This is a genomic window from Desertivirga arenae, from assembly GCF_017355785.1.
Taxonomy (GTDB): domain Bacteria; phylum Bacteroidota; class Bacteroidia; order Sphingobacteriales; family Sphingobacteriaceae; genus Desertivirga; species Desertivirga arenae.
On the sequence record NZ_JAFEWE010000014.1, the window covers coordinates 86607 to 102981 of the forward strand.

A 16375-nucleotide genomic window follows, 5' to 3' on the forward strand; every position below is an offset into this window, starting at 1 on the left:
CCCTTCTCTCCTATTGCTACTGAAAGGAGGGGCTACCGGAGCAGAGGTATTTTTCAGTTGCCCTACTATTTGTTAGGGTTATTTTCGGTTTCGCTTCAAAGGGTTCCCATACTTTCGAAAATGCTTGCCAATCGTCCTCAAATAAGATTCCGGTTTATCCAATAAATTATTTAATTGCTCTGGATCTTCCTGCATTAATAAGCCGCAGTGTAAATAAAGCATTTTAATTATGAATTATTGAGTTAGGCATCGATAGAGGAAAACCTTTCCCAAAATTTCTCAGTATAAGCGGATGCAGCGCATCTCAAAGTTTGCTGCGAGTTACCTGTTTAGCTCCCAGACAGATAGAAGAAGGTTTTATCGAAGGTGGCATTGAAATTGAATAAGTGTGTTCATTAAGTATGAGTATGAAGTATAAAAATCTACTAACCTATTCCCTTTTATTTGCAATGGCTTTTCAGGCCTGCAAGAAGAATGATGAAAAGCTATCTTCCAACAGCGATATTAACAAGCTTACGGATGTGAAAGTACCTGAAGGATTCCTGTGGGAGTCTTCACGTGATGTGACCTTTAAAGTTTCAGTTACCGATACCCGATTTTCGGATGCATCACATATTATAGCGGTATACACTCCTGATGGTAAATTACTGTCAAAAGGATCTGCCTCAATTGATGCAGCTTTTGAAACTAAGGTTTACGTGCCAAGCAACATAACAGAAGTTTATGTAATTAAAACAGCTCCTGATAATTCTACTGTAAATAAAAAAGTAGAGCTAAACAGTTCAGATATCAATCTCTCTCTTGGCGCAACAAGTACAACAACATCATCACTAAAAGCTAATGGAAGCACCTTTGCAACCAGCCCTGATTGCAGTACTGGCTGTGCTCAAAGTGTAAATATCACTTCCTCCGGGCAATGGATCACAATTGAGGGTGGAAAAACAGTATGTATCAGTGGTTCAAATAAGACCTTCAACGTTACTTTTGGCAACGGCGGGGGTACTGCGCGTGTTTGCGGAACTGATCTTACCGTCCAGAATATTAATAAGAATGCGGGCAGCAGTGCAATTAGCTTTGTTGTAACAAATGGAAGTACTGTTAACTTTCCAGGCTTGGAGTTTGACAGACCCTCTCATGTTTTCAGCAACTATGGAACTGCTAAGTTCACCGGAAATCTTGCTTCTGCAGGAACTGTAAATAATTATGCAAGTCTTACAGTAGCAGGCGATTTCAATCTGAATTCATCTAATATCACCGACACTAACGAGGGTACAATAACTGTTAGTGGAACAATGAACGTTAACAGCACTACAACATTCGAAAATCAAGGTTCTGCAACTGTTAATAATCTTCAAATAAATGGTAGTGGTATTGTAAATAATCGTTGTAAATTAATGGTTTCGAACAGTTTCATTACCAACAATATCCTAAACAACTATTCTTATGCACAGGTAAGCGGCAATACGCAAATAAATGGAAGTGCGCAGGTAAATCTAGTTGAAGGTGCTTACTTTAAGACTAAGGATCTGGATAAGATAACAGGCAGTTTCGCAGCAAGCGGATCATCTTCAATGGTAAAAATTAGCGGAACAATTAATTCCAACCTAATACTTGATGCTCAGCAAACGTCTAACGGTCAGAAATTTAAGGGTAATTTAAAGGTATGCTACGGTTCAACTCTACCAGCTGGATTGTTTAAAGAGGGAGCGTCTCAAGGCTGTGATCTTTATATCCCTGCCACAGGTTGTAACCCAGGAAATGGTATGGCTACCATCGTTGATACAGATGGAGACGGAGTTGCAGACAACCTTGATGATTACCCTACTGATCCTTCAAAAGCTTTCAATAATTATTACCCAAGTGCGGCTGCTGACGCCGGAGCAACAATTGCTTTCGAAGATATGTGGCCTGTAAAAGGTGATTATGACATGAACGATGTTGTATTTTCTTACAAATTGAAGATTGTAACTAATGCAGGAAATAAGGTAGTTCAGGTAGATGGCACTTATGATCTTTTGGCCAGGGGTGGAATTTTTCAAAATGGCTTTGGAATAGAATTCCCAGTAAAAAGGGAATTAGTAGGCGATGTAAGTGGTGGTACACTCGAGGCTGGACAAGAGAAGGCGGTAATTACCCTTTTTGATAATACCCACTCTCAAATGCTATATTACAACACCCGGTCTGAAGAACCTTCTCAACCCGCAAAAACTTATAACATCAGCTTTACAGTAGCTAACGGTCCTTCCCTTTCCAGCTTCGGTTTAAGTGAATATAATCCGTTCATCTGGAATAAGAATGCTGGTAGAGGTAATGAAATACACCTTCCTGGTAAAACTCCTACTTCACTGGCAGATAATAGCCTGTTTGGAACAGGTGATGACCGAAGCAGCGTAGCTTCAGGCAAATACTACTTAACTGCTGAAGGTTATCCATGGGCAATAAGTGTTCCTGTAAAGAACTTTGTATATCCAATAGAAGGAAAAGATATCAGTACAGCATACCTGAAACTTCCTAATTGGATCTTATCTGGTGGAACCCAATATACAGATTGGTATTCGAACACTGGTTCGGGTTATAGAAATACCGTTAACCTTTTTGGTAAATAAATTAAAGATCTTTTTTGCGTTGAAATCCATGAGGAAGGCCCATTCGGCCTTCCTTTTTTTGTTAAAGGCCTTTTATTTTCCTCTCTTCATCTACTCCACCCCCAAACATTCCTGGTAGATCTAAAGTTCTATGAACTATTTTAACTTCTTGTGCTATTGCATGAAATTTTTACTCGGTTTCCATTTCTTGTTGTTGATCCATAATCTACAGGTCACCTTTGCTCAGGCTCCTTTTGAGTCTGTCAAAGACACCTATTTCCCCAGATTACAACTAGAGAAAACAGACTCTGCGCTACACTTTATTGCGTTGGGGGATTGGGGCAAAAATGGTGGAGACTTTCAGAAGCCCGTTGCGTATCAAATGGCAAAAGTTGCTGAAGAACTGCCACTAGATTTTATTATAAGCACCGGAGATAACTTCTATCCTTCAGGGGTTGAAAACATGGTTGATCCTCTATTTAAAACATCATTCGAGGACATATATAATTATCCATCACTACAAGTAAAATGGTTTCCCGTACTTGGAAACCATGACTACCTTTCAAACCCGGATGCTCAGGTAGGATACTCTGCCCACAGTACGAGATGGTCAATGAATGGTAGATATTATTCAAATGTTTTCAATATTCAGGGCGATACGACGCAAAAGGTTCTATTTCTATTTATTGATACGAATCCCCTTGTTCCAAGGTACCATAAAAAGCATCACTATGGTAAGGAGATTAAAAGTCAGAAGCCTGAGGTACAAAAAGAATGGATCAAGAAGAATCTTGAAGACTTGCCAGCGAATATTAAATGGAAAATTATAGTGGGGCATCATCCCATTTATACTGGTGGGCAGCGTCGATGGGCCTATGATACTAGGGCTGTACGATCAAGGCTAAAGCCAATAATCAAACGCTACCAGGTGGATGCTTATGTATCAGGTCATGAGCATAATCTGCAACATTTAAAAATAAGCAAGAAGGCACATCAATTTATATCCGGAGCAGGTTCAGAGTTTTTACCTTTAAAGAATATACCGAAAAGTAAAATGGCAATAGCAGCGTCTGGTTTCCTGGTCTTTTCAGTAAAGTCTAATCAATTGCTAATGCAAGCAATAAGTAAAGAAGGCGAAGTGCTTTACAAGTGCTGGATTAATAAACGTTAGATAGGTATAAATATCAAAAGTCTAGTAAAAGTTATTTTAAGGCCATAAGAAGGCAACTTATACCACTTCAAATCGTAATAAGCAGTAATAGTTTTATGGTAGATATAATTAAGCGAAATAACGTTCGAATCCACGGAGACGGGAACAAGTGCATGGTAATGGCGCATGGATTTGGATGTGATCAGAATGTTTGGAGACATTTGATAAAGGCCTTTGAAACCGAATACAAAGTTGTGGTATTTGACTATGTCGGCGCTGGACAATCTGATCTCGATGCTTACGATCCTAAAAAGTATTCCTCATTAGATGGTTATGCTGAAGATGTTCATGAGGTGATACAAACTCTTGCGTTAAAGGATGTGATATTTATTGGTCACTCTGTTAGCTGTATGATCGGATTACGGGCTGCAATAAAATATCCTCAACATTTCCAACATATTATTATGGTTGCGCCCTCTCCTTCATATATCAATACTGATGATTATATAGGGGGAATGAATCGGGAAGATATTGAAGCCTTATTTGAAGTAATGGACGCAAATTATCTTGGTTGGTCCGCCTCCATGGCACCTCTTATTATGGGAAACCCTGATGCACCGGAATTGGGAGAGGAACTCGCTGCAAATTTTTGTGCTACAGATCCCGAAATTGCCCGGCAGTTTGCCAGAGTTACTTTTTTTTCAGATAATCGTTCGGATCTTCAAAACCTTCCAGTAAAAAGTCTAACCTTACAATGCTCTGATGATATTCTTGCTCCCCTTGAGGTAGGCTTTTATATTGAGAAGCACACACCTCAGAATACACTGGCTATATTGAATGCAACCGGTCACTGCCCCCACCTTAGTGCACCAGAAGAAACAATAGCTGTAATTAAAAGCTATCTTAATACTAATTAATGACCCACGCTCTCCCTCCCAACTATTCCGATCTTTATAATTTATCGCCCTGCGGTTTATTAACCCTTGAACAAGGTAAAATAGTTCATGTTAATTCTACTTTTCTAAGTTGGCTACAAAAGGAAGAGAATGATATTCTTTCAAAAGAGTTTACTGATCTGCTGAATAAGGGCGGGAAATTATACTACCAGTTGTTTGTGCAACCCCTTATAAAGATGCATGGTTCAGTTAAAGAAATTGATCTTTCTATTGAAACTGATGACTCTTCTTTTCCATGCTTCTTTAGTGCTAAGGGCTCAAAGAAACCAGGAGAAGATCTGGTTCATTGCGCTATTTTTAAAGTAGGCGATCGAAAGAAATATGAAACTGAGTTGCTTAGGAAAAAGGAGAAGGCCGAGGAGGAAAAAAAAGATAAGGTTCAGGCATTAAATGAAATTGCTTTTGATCAGGCTCATTTAGCGAGAGCCCCTTTAGCTAATATGCTCGCGATTATTTCTTTGGTTAAAACCATGGACATCAGTGAGGATGTAGATAGGCTAATTGACTTGCTTCAAACAAGTACAGAGCAATTAGATACTCAAATAAAGGAGATTGTCAGGAAAACAGGAGCTTAATATTGTTTGAATTCTAAAAACTACCAACTATAATTCTCCTGCTAGCTGCAACCCCCGCCATTGTACCCATATACACGGCGTTCGCAACTGACCTCATCCGTGTAGTATTATCACCGCAGGCATACACTCCTTCAATTGTTGTAGACTGAGTTGGGTCAACTTTAATATATCCTTCCTCAGTTATTTCGCATCCTAATTCATGTGGAATTTCACAATGCTGAGTAAAACCTGGGCGGTAATATATAGCTTTTAATGCGAGCTCTTTACCATCCTCCAATAGAAGATTCGTTAACTGCCCCTCATTATGCTGTATTTCTATAATCCTTCTTTCTTCAATTTTTATAGCATGTTTTTTTAGCTTACTCTCCTCTTCTTCCGTAAACGAAGCATCACCATTGGTCAAGATGGTAAGGTCTTTTGTCCAGTTCGATATAAGAGCAGCTATTTCAATTGCTTCAGGGCCATTACTCAAAATACCTGTAGGCATGTCTCTTACTTCATAACCATGGCAATAAGGGCAGTGAATTACTGAAATACCCCAGCATTCAGCTATTCCTTTTGGCTCAGACAATTTGTCTTTAATACCTGTTGCAAAGATTAACTGACCAGCAAAGTAACGGTCTCCTTTTGCTTCCACTATTTCAAACAATCCATCATCAGCCTTTTTGCCACTTACCGCTATCCCTGTTAAAAATTCAATCGTTTTATATTTTAGTACCTGTTCTTTGGCTAATGCATGTATCCCGGCAGGTGTTTTCCCATCTTGAGTAAGGAAGTTATGAGAGTGAGGCGTTGGTTTGTTACAAGGGTCACCGCCATCAATGATTAAAACCTTTCTAAGTGCCCTTCCAAGTGCCAATGCAGCTGCTAGTCCAGAATAGCTTCCACCGATAATAATTACATCAAATATTTTTCTTTCCATTTCAAGTTTTGTTAATGCCTTTTTAATGAATAACAACTACAAAACTAAATGCGTGGGTACCCTGGAAATAGAACAAAGCTTTACTTGAATAGCACTTATCTAAAGTTTTTCCTGTAAAGGTCGGGAGAATAGCCCGTGTGTTTTTTGAAAAAGCGAATAAAGTAAGATACGTCTTCATATCCTAAATGCTCACTGATCACCTTCACCTGCTCATCTAAAGCCAGTAAATGTCTTTTTGCCTCCAGAACGATTTGTTCATTTATGATAGCCGAGGCTGTTTTCCCGATAGTAGTTTTAGTGATCTCATTTAACTGAAAGGCTGACAAATTCATCAATTCAGTATATTGAAATACCTGCTTCATCGTATATAGATTAACCCGTAATAAATCCAGAAACTCCTCAAGCCGTTCTTGTTTGTAAGAATGCATCTGATCTTCCTCTTGGCCTTCTCTTCTGCACTTCCTGACAAGTTCAATAAAGAACATATCCAGAGAGGCTTTGATCATACTGGTATACCCTTCTTCTTTATCGTGAAACTCCTTAAATATTCGCTCTGAAATGGAGTATACCCGTTCAAATCGGTCAATGTCTAAAGGGCAGAGGTTATTATGAGTGGCCTTTCTAAACTTCTGAACAATGGACTTTTCGTTTGGATGATAAAAATCCGAATTGAAGCGCATCACGTAACCTTCAGCTTCGCTTTCTAATCTAAGTTGGTGCATTTGTCCCGGTCGTAAACAGAAGATCATGTTATCCGCAACCTCGTAAGGAACCAGGTCGACTTCATGAATTCCAGAGCCTTTCTTTATAAGGAGAATAAAAAAGAAATTATGACGATGGCAACCCCTTACCCTCTCCTTGCCAAGCAGGGTTGAGTCTAACTCAGAGATACTGAAGCCATTGGCCTCAGAATGTCTTTCTACCTGGGGAATTTCTACTATGGGGATCTTGCTCATGCGATTATATAACTACAATTTCTTTATTTGGAATTTGCAGGTAAACACGTCAATTTGGTAAAACTAATAAACAATAGTAATTTTCTATTTGCAATGATAACATTTGACAAATTAAGGAATCTAGCCTTGTCACTTCCCGAAGTAACAGAAGAGCCGCATTTCAGTAAAACCTCATTTAGAGTGAAAAACAAGATATTTGCTACTTATTCTGCGAAAGAAGAGAAAGTAACCGTTAAATTATCAGAAATAGATCAGGATGTATTTTCAATAGACAAAACAATCATTCATCCGGTGGAGAATAAATGGGGAAAACAGGGTTGGACAATAATCGATCTGCAACTAGTGAATGAGGAACTTTTTAGTGATGCTTTAAGAATGGCATATTTTGAAGTTGCTCCAAAGAACCTGATAAAGCAATTGCAACAACATAAGGATAAATCTGAAGATGATTTTTAGCTGGTGCCCGGAGAGAGACTCGAACTCTCAAGAGACAATTCTCAACGGCTTCTGAGACCGCAACGTTTACCAATTTCGCCATCCGGGCAGGGTGGTTTCTGTAATTGTTGCACAAATATATAATTCACGGGGAAATTGTGGGACTCAAAAACAGAGAAAATTGTAGCTTGATCTCTTTAAACTTATAAGTCAGCCAATTAAAATTCAATTGGGAATGAGGGTCCCAATCCTATAGAGAAATACCCTTATTTCATAGAAGGAAAGCCTATTTGATTACCCTCTGTATTCATGTCTTCTACGTAAATTTCTACCCACCCAATAGGATTTCTGCTGCTTTCCATATCGCTGTTGTATTTGGTTTATTAATTCCAAATATCTGCCATAAACTAAAAACTCGGGTGTTTAGGATCCGACAAAAAGAGGGCTAAAAGCGGCTCTTATTTTAGGCTTATTACAAACCTTTGTACAGCCAGCGTATCGCGGTCTCCAAGGCTATTTATAAACTCTTCGTTAAACTCGTTGTACACAACACCTTCCTCTTCTATAGAACTGACTAATCTCCCGTTGCTATCTAGCTTATTCTTGGATAATTTATAAGCTATACATGAAAAATCTAAATTTTTTATGGTTCCTTTTGCTACACGTATCTCTTTGCCCATTAATCCTTGAGCAGTGTTAATTTGAGGTTCCTTGTACTTTAACAAGGCTGCAGATACTGGAGCGCCGTCGCCCAGTTCGAAAAGGAAAGTTGAATAGAAGAAAAATTTCCCGTCCTTATTTTCATAGGTATATAAATTATCGGGGTAATTGAAGAATACCGAATCAGGTGATAGAACTGTTAACGATCCAAAGCGATTTTCCTGTAGATGCAAGTTAAACAGCTGACTGGCTTCTACAAATTTATTAGCTTTTGCCTGGTCCTTTATTTCCTGCTTATTGGTGTAGATCTGTATTTCTGACTTTTTCTCCACCGTGGCATTTTCAAGAGTAAAAGGATATTCAATCGCAGGTTCTTCTTGCGTTTTTTTGCAGGAAGATGAAATAAAAAGAATTGTAATTAAAGGGAGTGTGATAAGCTTAAAGTTCATAGATCCAATTAAATGCCGTTTAGTTATTGCGGCGCAAAAATAAAGATTCGGCACAAAACCGCAAACTATTGCTTGAAATATTCCACAATTAATTACTAATCCATCCTTTATTTTCTTAACATGAACCATTTCTCTTATTTTTAGCAGGTACCCATGAGGCAAATACTACAACTTTATCTGAATTCGTATCGCGGATTATCCAAACCTGCCTGGATGCTTGCTTTAATAATGCTGATCAACCGCAGTGGTGCCATGGTTATTCCATTTCTCGGCGTATACATGACCGACGCACTCAAATTCAGTTTAAAAGAAACGGGTACTACCTTAAGTTGCTTTGGAGCAGGTGCAGTAGCCGGATCTGCTTTAGGAGGCTGGCTAAGTGATCGTTTTGGTAATTTCAAAGTACAGTTTCTTTGCCTGATGTTGTGTGTCCCGGTTTATTGTATCCTTCCAATTTTAACAGCACCTGTTGAACTGAGCATAGGTGTTTTTCTCCTTAGTGTCATAAGCGAAACGTTTCGCCCTGCCAATACAGTTTCCATAGCCTCCTATACTTCTCCTGAAAATATTACAAAAGCATTTTCCCTCAACAGGATGGCTATGAACCTGGGATTCTCTATCGGACCTGCTCTCGGCGGCTTGCTTGCTGCCATTTCTTATCATTGGCTCTTTTATGGAAATGCAATTAGTACCTGTTTGGCAGGCCTCTTTTTTTATTTCTATTTCAAACGTTTACAACCTGTTCAAACGGAGCAAAAGCAAACCGGGAAGGAGAAAGCTGGCTTGTCGCCCTGGAAAGATCTCCCCTTTCTTATCTTTAGTTTTTTTTGTTTTCTATACAGTGTTTGTTTCTTCCAGTTACTCAGCACCCTCCCACTCTTTTACCGAACTGTCCATCATCTTAGTGAATGGAGCATTGGAGTGATTCTGGCCTACAGTGGATTTGTAGTGTTCTCTCTGGAAATGATTCTTGTTCATGTAGCCGAAAGGCGAATGGGTTCTTCCAATGCAATAATATTGGGAACCCTGTTAGGTGGTGCGGCATTTCTTGTTCTCTTATTACCAGGCAAATTCCTTTTGTTATACTTTGGTATGTTCCTCTTATGTGTATCAGAGATACTTGCGATGCCTTTTATGGCAACTCTTACCATGCACCGCGCTTCCGGAGGGAAACAAGGTTCATATATGGGAGTTAACTCTCTTTCATTTTCTGCAGCCCATATTGTTTCACCTTTTCTAGGAACCCGCATTGCTGATCATTATGGTTTCAATACTTTATGGACTTTAACCGGCCTTATTTCAATTATCACAGCTATTGGGTTCTATTGGATCATCAAAAGGTTATAAACATTCTTAAAGAATACCAGATTTCTCCCGATCCAGAATCTTTAAACAATATCAATGTTTCTAAGGTCCTACAATAAATTTTGTAGAAATCAGGAGAATGAATAATATTAACGCATTAGCAAGTTTAATTTTGGCTGTTGGCCTTACTCTGGCCGGCTGCAATTCGAAAAATAATCAATCACAAAGCAGCGGATCAGACACGATCTCAAGAAACACCGCTGCTGCAGGAGAACTTGTGCTGCCAGAACCTGATACAACAGCTTCAAAAACAAATTTTTCAGATATTATAGGTTGGCCAGAAGGAAAAACACCTGTTGCTCCTCAGGGATTTCATGTGACCAAGTTTGCTAACGGGCTCCAGAGTCCACGGTGGATCTATGAAGCGCCGAACGGGGACATATTTATTGCTGAGGCTGCTACTGAGAAAAAGCTAAAAGCTAAGATTAAGGATAATATCAGTGGTAAAGCAAAATCAAATCAGCAGGACGGAAGTGCCAACCGGATTACAATTTTGAGAGATACCGATAAGGATGGCAGGATAGACTTACAACAAGTGTTCCTGACCGGACTCGAACAACCACTTGGTATGTTGATCCTGAATAATTCTTTTTATGTGGCGAACACTAATGGACTGGTTAAATATCCATATACTCCGGGAGCTACAAAAATTACGGCTAAGGGAACGAAACTAGTTGAACTTCCTGCTGGTGGTTATAATAACCATTGGACCCGGAATATTATAGCAAATAAGGACGGGTCTAAGATTTATATCTCTGTTGGTTCAGGCTCTAATAATGGAGAGAATGGCATGGAGAATGAAGTTCGGCGGGCTGCAATTCTGGTGGTTAATCCCGACGGCTCTGGAGAGCAGGTATACGCCAGCGGATTGAGAAATCCTGTTGGTATGGATTGGGAACCTAGTACCGGAACGTTATGGACTGCAGTGAACGAACGAGATGAACTAGGCGATGAGCTGGTACCAGATTATATTACCGGAGTGAAAGCTGGTGGTTTCTACGGTTGGCCTTATGCCTATTTCGGACCAAACGAAGATCCAAGGTTGAAGAACGTACGTCCGGACCTTGTAACAAAGACTATTGTACCTGATGTACCTCTTGGTGCTCATACCGCCTCCCTGGGTCTAGCATTTTATGATCAGAAAACTTTTCCTGCAGCTTACCAGGGAGGAGCATTCGTTGGACAGCATGGATCATGGAACCACTCGAAACTAGTAGGTTACAAGGTGGTGTTTGTACCATTTAAAAACGGCAGACCATCTGGTAAGCCTCAGGACTTTTTAACTGGATTTATAGCAGACAAAGAAAAGAGCAAGGTTTATGGAAGACCTGTAGGTGTAGCGGTAATACGTGACGGATCATTGCTTGTTGCCGACGATGCTGCAAACACTATTTGGAGGGTGGCACCGATGAAGTAGGAGCTTCTCTCGTCCTAATAATAGCTTGTTTAGTTCCACAATTAGGGCAGAATTTAGCATTCGAAGGATATACAAGTTGTTTGCAATTACTGCAAGGTTGTAAAGCTGAACTAGACATCCGGGTAATCTCAGAAGAAACAATACCGGTGGGAACCGCTATAATTCCATATCCTATGATCATAAGTGCGGAGGCAAGAAATTGTCCCAATGGGGTAGCCGGGGAGATATCACCATATCCCACTGTGGTAATGGTTACAATGGCCCAGTAAATAGAAACAGGTATACTGGTAAAACCGTGCTTTTCACCCTCTATCACATACATAAGGGTACCAACAATGATAACAAGGGTAATTACGGTGGTTATAAACACAATAATTTTATACATGCTTGCTCTTAAAGCAAGCATAAGCACATTCCCCTCATTTAGAAAACGGGTAAGTTTCAGGATACGAAAAACCCTTAATAATCGAAGGGCCCTGATCACTCTGAGGTATTGCAGATTTGGAATAAACAAGGCCAGATAAGCTGGCAGAATACTTAGCAGGTCAATTATTCCATAAAAGCTAAAGATATACTTATACCGGTTAGGCGAACTATAAACCCTTCCAAGGTATTCAATAGTGAAGGAAATCGTAAAGAACCATTCTGCACCGGTTATTAGTTCAGCATAATCCTTCCTGACGGATGAAATACTTTCGATTACCACAACAGTAACACTTAGAAGTATCAGCCACAAGAGGATAATATCAAACCGTCTTCCTCCCCTAGTATCAGAATGAAAGATGACAACGTAAAGCCTGTTACGCAGATCAGATAAGGACATGCAAGCTGAACAACGGCGTTATAGGAAAGTTTGATGTCGTAAACTACCTCAATGGTCTTTAAACCTTTTGACTTGAGTTGGAAACACTATTTTTTCAACAGATATTCAATCTTTTCAAAAAGTTGCTCCATTTCAAAAGGCTTCGCTAAAAAGTCATCTGCTCCGGCATCGAATGCAGAATTCTCAATATGCCTGCTTGCAGATATCATTAAAACAGGCATTTCCCTTGTTCTCTCATTTCCTTTTAATGCCTTACAAATCTCAATTCCATCCTGACCAGACATCCAGATATCAAGTAACAAAAGATCGGGTAATTCAGCCTGAACTTGATTCAACGTATTTTTCGAAGATGGTAATACTTCATATCCGCGGTATTCAAGCATAATCCCAACAGAGTCTAATATACCCGGATCATCATCCGCTATCATAATTTTTGCCGTCGTATTATTCATTAGGTTAATCGTTTTTTTTATTTCCCGTTGCTGGAATTGAAAAACAAAAGGTGGAACCTCTTCCTTCCATACTAGTTACCCAAATCTTCCCTCCCTCCCGTTTTACAATTTCTGAGGAGATATAAAGACCAAGACCGAGTCCTGGAAATGTATGTTGCTCATCACCACTCACCCGATAAAACTGTTCAAACACTTTATCCTTTTTTTCGCGGGGTATTCCAATACCGAAATCCTGAACGCATAATCGAACATTATTATTCTCGATCCTTGTATATACCTCTATGCGGTCTGCATTTGGAGAATATTTAATAGCATTAGTGATCAAATTGGTTACTACCTGGCCGATGCGTTCCCGGTCGGCGTAAACCTCTCCTGTCTCTTCTAAATGCGTAATTATTGAATGCTTTTTACTCGTACGACCCACATCTTCAACCAGTTCTTTTACCATCTCATTAAAGTCGAAATAGCGGTCATTAAATTGAAGCTTACCGGTCTGAATTTTGGTAACATCCAGCAAATCTCCGATCAGGTTGATCAGTCGATTTACCTGTGCGTCCATCTTTTTCACCATATCGGCCTTTTTTGTGTCTCCACTGTCTCTCAGCATCGATTCAAGAACCTGCGTATAGGCCTTAATGCTGGTTACGGGCGTTTTAAGCTCGTGACTGGCAATGCCCAAAAATTGGTCCTTCTGTTCTTGCAACTGCTTCAACTCGGTAATATCAACACAAGCGCCGATATAACCTATAAATTCTCCTTTGGAATCATAATGAGGGTTTCCTGTCCGTATTATCCATCTGATGGTATTGCCATTTGATACACGGAACTGGCAATGATGAAATTTCCGGTCCTTAAAGTCTTCCCCAAATTTAAGCTCGGCCATTTCCCGATCAGCAGGTAAGACGGTATGACATACAGGTTCACCTAACTGGGCCTCTAGTGGTTGTCCTGTCCATTCTTCCCAAACCTTGTTCACATAAGAAATTCTCTGCGCATCATCGCACATCCATAAAGCGGCGGGAGCAGCGGTAGTAATTTCCCGGAAAAGTTTCTCACTGTCCGAAAGCGCCTTTTGAGCAGCCAGCTCAGGACGCATATCTCGCATAAGAGCTCCAACTGCCACCATTTGCCCGGTTTTAGGATCGTCAATCCTGATAGATTTATTAAATATTGGAAACTCTTCAGCTGTTTTTAAGTGCCGGACGATCATCTGTCCCTCCCAACGACCAAACTTTTCCAGCGCGGGCAATACCTCTTTACTCACTTGTTCAAAATGCTCAGGACTATGAAGATCAGATATCGGTGTAGAAAGAACTTCCTTTTCCGACTCAAATCCCAGTAACTCCCTCCCTGCTTTGTTGATATAGGAATTTAAACCATTTGGTTCAAGTATCGACATCAGATCAGCACTATTTTCCACTAGTGTAAAGAGTTTCTGTTGCTCCTTTCTAGCCGCCTGAGTAGCGCGAAGATCGCGGGTAACGGAAGCCATACCTATTGGTTGCCCACTAACCGGGTCGGTAATAACAAAAGCATTAAGATCACAAAGAATAGGTTCGCCTGTCTTAAAATGCCTATAGCTGATTTCACCCCGCCACATACCCTTCTCTGCCATTGAAACTTGTATTTCCGGACGAAGTCTTATGTAATCTTCATAAATGAAATAATCAACAGATGGCCGGTAGCATTCATCAATACTCGAAGCTCCCATTAGCATTTGTCCAGCTTTGTTCAGATATGTAACGTTTCCCTGCATATCTGTTATGCCAATAAGATCACTGCTGTTTTCTACCAAGGCAATTAACCGGTATTGTTCTTTTCGGTCTTCGTGGTTATCCACAGCGGGCCCTGATACCTCTTTCAGCATTTGTAAAATCCCCCATACACTCCCGTCTTCTCGTTTTAAAGGTTTAGAATGCAAATCTACTTGTACCTTCCGTTTAATATGGTTATCAGATAGTTCTAAAATTACATGCTGTAGCTTTTGCTCAGAACCACTTGTTAAAGCTTTATGGGCAGAATCTATCAAGCGTTCTTGTCCTCCAGCTTGAAGTACTTCGGATAAAGGTTTACCCTCCACACCTTTACTTATTCCCAGTAGAATTTGAGCTTCCCTGTTAACTGTCTGTAGCAATAGATCATTTCCTTCATAGATAATGAAGGGAAGAGTTATTTCGTTTAGTATTTCTTGAAAGACTAGCTTTTCCAATGGTTCGTTTTAAGTGGCTTCTAAAATACATGTTTTAACACTATTACTAAAAGTAACCCGCATACTATTTTATCGGGGATACAAAACCATAGGCAATTTAAATCCTACTACTGTAAAAATGGAAGAGCGCTTCCTATTGTCATTGTTTTAAATATTCATGCTAATTCCGTTTCTTAGCAAGATAATACAATAGGTTCTACGGTATGTATGCTTTCGCCAAACTTCTCCTTCCGTCCCTGGTGCTGAACGGCATTATATGTCATAGCTGTAATTCAGCAAGTACAGCACCAGTAAAACATGAAAAAGCCAAGGTTAGTAAAAAACCAAATGTTATAAGTCAGCAGCCGAAAAGCACTGAAACTGAAATAAGTGACGAAAATCCTGATGACTGGGCAGAATATTATGTGTTAATGGCGGACACTGGTCAGAATTATCAACCTCTACAGAAAGCAATGAAAGAGGTATCTCATCTTACTAATATTAAAATTGATACGCTTAATCGCTCATTTCGTGCTGATAAGAATTTGATTGCCCTGGCTGATGATGACGAAGATGAAATGTATGCGGGCGACTACTTTCCTCGCCGCTTCCAGGGAAATTTCCTGAGTATTGAATACCTAAGTTCCTACCTGGACGATGCTCCCGAAAAAACCATGGTATTAATTGCAGGCATATATGATAATAAAGCAAGTGCCGACTCTGCGTTCCAAGTAATATCAAGCAAAGGCGTTAAAGTTCAAAACCGTAAGACAAAGATGTTTATAGGCTGTCTGCATTGATGGTACAAAGCATGCAAGAAAAAGAAACTAAAATAGAAACCTTCTGTCCCGCAGACAGACAAGCATGGCGCCGATGGTTAGAAGAGAACCACCGCTCAAAAGCGTCTGTATGGATTGTTCAATACCGAAAACATACTAATAAGCCTAGTATTTCCTGGAGCGAAGCGGTAGATGAGGCGCTTTGCTTTGGCTGGATAGACAGTATACGAAAATCTATTGATCAGGATAGTTTTATTCAGTTTTTCTGTCCCAGAAAACCCAGGAGTGCCTGGTCGAAGATTAATAAGGCAAAGGTTGAAACACTGATAAAAAGTGGATTGATGACCGAAGCAGGCTACAAAGCTATTGAAACTGCAAAACAGAATGGATCCTGGAGTATTCTGGATGAGGTTGAGGAATTGGTAATACCAGAACAACTAATACAACAATTTGAAATCCATCAAGGATCATACGAGTATTTTCTAGGCCTGAGCAGATCAGTAAAAAAGATGATCTTACAGTGGATTGCAATGGCTAAAAGGCCAGAAACCCGCGAAAAACGAATTAAAGAAGTAGCTGAACTTGCAGGAAGAAATTTGAAGCCAAAACAATTTATGTAAAGGCTCTCATGCATTTTTAATGGCGGAAGCAAATCAAATCATT

General features: G+C 39.8%; 15 protein-coding genes and 1 tRNA gene. 9 read left to right on the forward strand and 7 right to left on the reverse strand.

The window, feature by feature from the left end:
• Positions 1 to 407 precede the first annotated feature (407 nt).
• From J4N24_RS20660 to J4N24_RS20675, 4 genes are all read left to right on the forward strand, one after another.
• Positions 408 to 2606, forward strand: a complete 2199-nt coding sequence (locus J4N24_RS20660; protein WP_207535630.1) for an LruC domain-containing protein — start codon at positions 408 to 410, stop codon at positions 2604 to 2606.
• Between the two features lie 160 nt (positions 2607 to 2766).
• Positions 2767 to 3756, forward strand: a complete 990-nt coding sequence (locus J4N24_RS20665) for a metallophosphoesterase (protein WP_207535631.1) — start codon at positions 2767 to 2769, stop codon at positions 3754 to 3756.
• Positions 3757 to 3851: 95 nt separating this feature from the next.
• Complete coding sequence (locus tag J4N24_RS20670; protein WP_207535632.1) at positions 3852 to 4652, forward strand: alpha/beta fold hydrolase; 801 nt, start codon at positions 3852 to 3854, stop codon at positions 4650 to 4652.
• Positions 4652 to 5266: a PAS domain-containing protein gene (locus J4N24_RS20675; RefSeq protein WP_207535633.1), complete on the forward strand. Its 615-nt coding sequence runs from the start codon at positions 4652 to 4654 to the stop codon at positions 5264 to 5266. Before J4N24_RS20670 ends, J4N24_RS20675 begins: the two co-directional genes overlap by 1 nt.
• A 13-nt stretch (positions 5267 to 5279) precedes the next feature.
• Here the strand turns inward: J4N24_RS20675 and J4N24_RS20680 are convergent, their stop codons facing one another.
• On the reverse strand, positions 5280 to 6188 hold the full coding sequence (locus J4N24_RS20680) for an NAD(P)/FAD-dependent oxidoreductase (RefSeq protein WP_207535634.1): 909 nt from the start codon (positions 6186 to 6188) through the stop codon (positions 5280 to 5282).
• A 95-nt stretch (positions 6189 to 6283) separates the two neighbouring features.
• The gene (locus tag J4N24_RS20685; RefSeq protein ID WP_207535635.1) at positions 6284 to 7144 is read right to left on the reverse strand and encodes a helix-turn-helix domain-containing protein; all 861 of its coding nucleotides are present in this window, start codon (positions 7142 to 7144) and stop codon (positions 6284 to 6286) included.
• A 93-nt stretch (positions 7145 to 7237) separates the two neighbouring features.
• Between J4N24_RS20685 and J4N24_RS20690 the strand changes: the two genes are divergently transcribed.
• The gene (locus tag J4N24_RS20690; protein WP_207535636.1) at positions 7238 to 7600 is read left to right on the forward strand and encodes an MmcQ/YjbR family DNA-binding protein; all 363 of its coding nucleotides are present in this window, start codon (positions 7238 to 7240) and stop codon (positions 7598 to 7600) included.
• Position 7601: 1 nt separating this feature from the next.
• Here J4N24_RS20690 and J4N24_RS20695 read toward each other — a convergent pair.
• Both J4N24_RS20695 and J4N24_RS20700 read right to left on the reverse strand, forming a co-directional pair.
• A tRNA-Leu gene (locus J4N24_RS20695) sits at positions 7602 to 7688 on the reverse strand.
• 349 nt (positions 7689 to 8037) lie between these two features.
• Positions 8038 to 8688 carry a hypothetical protein gene (locus tag J4N24_RS20700; protein ID WP_207535637.1) on the reverse strand — a complete coding sequence of 217 codons (651 nt, stop codon included), beginning with the start codon at positions 8686 to 8688 and terminating at the stop codon, positions 8038 to 8040.
• A 153-nt stretch (positions 8689 to 8841) separates the two neighbouring features.
• Between J4N24_RS20700 and J4N24_RS20705 the strand changes: the two genes are divergently transcribed.
• Positions 8842 to 10035 carry an MFS transporter gene (locus tag J4N24_RS20705; protein WP_207535638.1) on the forward strand — a complete coding sequence of 398 codons (1194 nt, stop codon included), beginning with the start codon at positions 8842 to 8844 and terminating at the stop codon, positions 10033 to 10035.
• A 97-nt stretch (positions 10036 to 10132) separates the two neighbouring features.
• Positions 10133 to 11470 carry a PQQ-dependent sugar dehydrogenase gene (locus tag J4N24_RS20710; protein ID WP_207535639.1) on the forward strand — a complete coding sequence of 446 codons (1338 nt, stop codon included), beginning with the start codon at positions 10133 to 10135 and terminating at the stop codon, positions 11468 to 11470.
• Here the strand turns inward: J4N24_RS20710 and J4N24_RS20715 are convergent.
• The 3 genes from J4N24_RS20715 to J4N24_RS20725 form a co-directional block, all read right to left on the reverse strand.
• The gene (locus tag J4N24_RS20715) at positions 11442 to 12293 is read right to left on the reverse strand and encodes an ion transporter (RefSeq protein WP_207535640.1); all 852 of its coding nucleotides are present in this window, start codon (positions 12291 to 12293) and stop codon (positions 11442 to 11444) included. The genes J4N24_RS20710 and J4N24_RS20715 overlap by 29 nt on opposite strands.
• A gap of 86 nt (positions 12294 to 12379) precedes the next feature.
• Complete coding sequence (locus J4N24_RS20720) at positions 12380 to 12745, reverse strand: response regulator (RefSeq protein WP_207535641.1); 366 nt, start codon at positions 12743 to 12745, stop codon at positions 12380 to 12382.
• Between the two features lie 4 nt (positions 12746 to 12749).
• Complete coding sequence (locus J4N24_RS20725; RefSeq protein WP_207535642.1) at positions 12750 to 14954, reverse strand: PAS domain-containing sensor histidine kinase; 2205 nt, start codon at positions 14952 to 14954, stop codon at positions 12750 to 12752.
• 203 nt (positions 14955 to 15157) lie between these two features.
• On the opposite strand from J4N24_RS20725, the gene J4N24_RS20730 reads away from it, so the two are divergent.
• Positions 15158 to 15733, forward strand: a complete 576-nt coding sequence (locus tag J4N24_RS20730; protein WP_207535643.1) for a hypothetical protein — start codon at positions 15158 to 15160, stop codon at positions 15731 to 15733.
• An 11-nt stretch (positions 15734 to 15744) separates the two neighbouring features.
• Complete coding sequence (locus J4N24_RS20735) at positions 15745 to 16332, forward strand: YdeI/OmpD-associated family protein (protein ID WP_207535644.1); 588 nt, start codon at positions 15745 to 15747, stop codon at positions 16330 to 16332.
• The last annotated feature ends 43 nt before the right edge of the window (positions 16333 to 16375 follow it).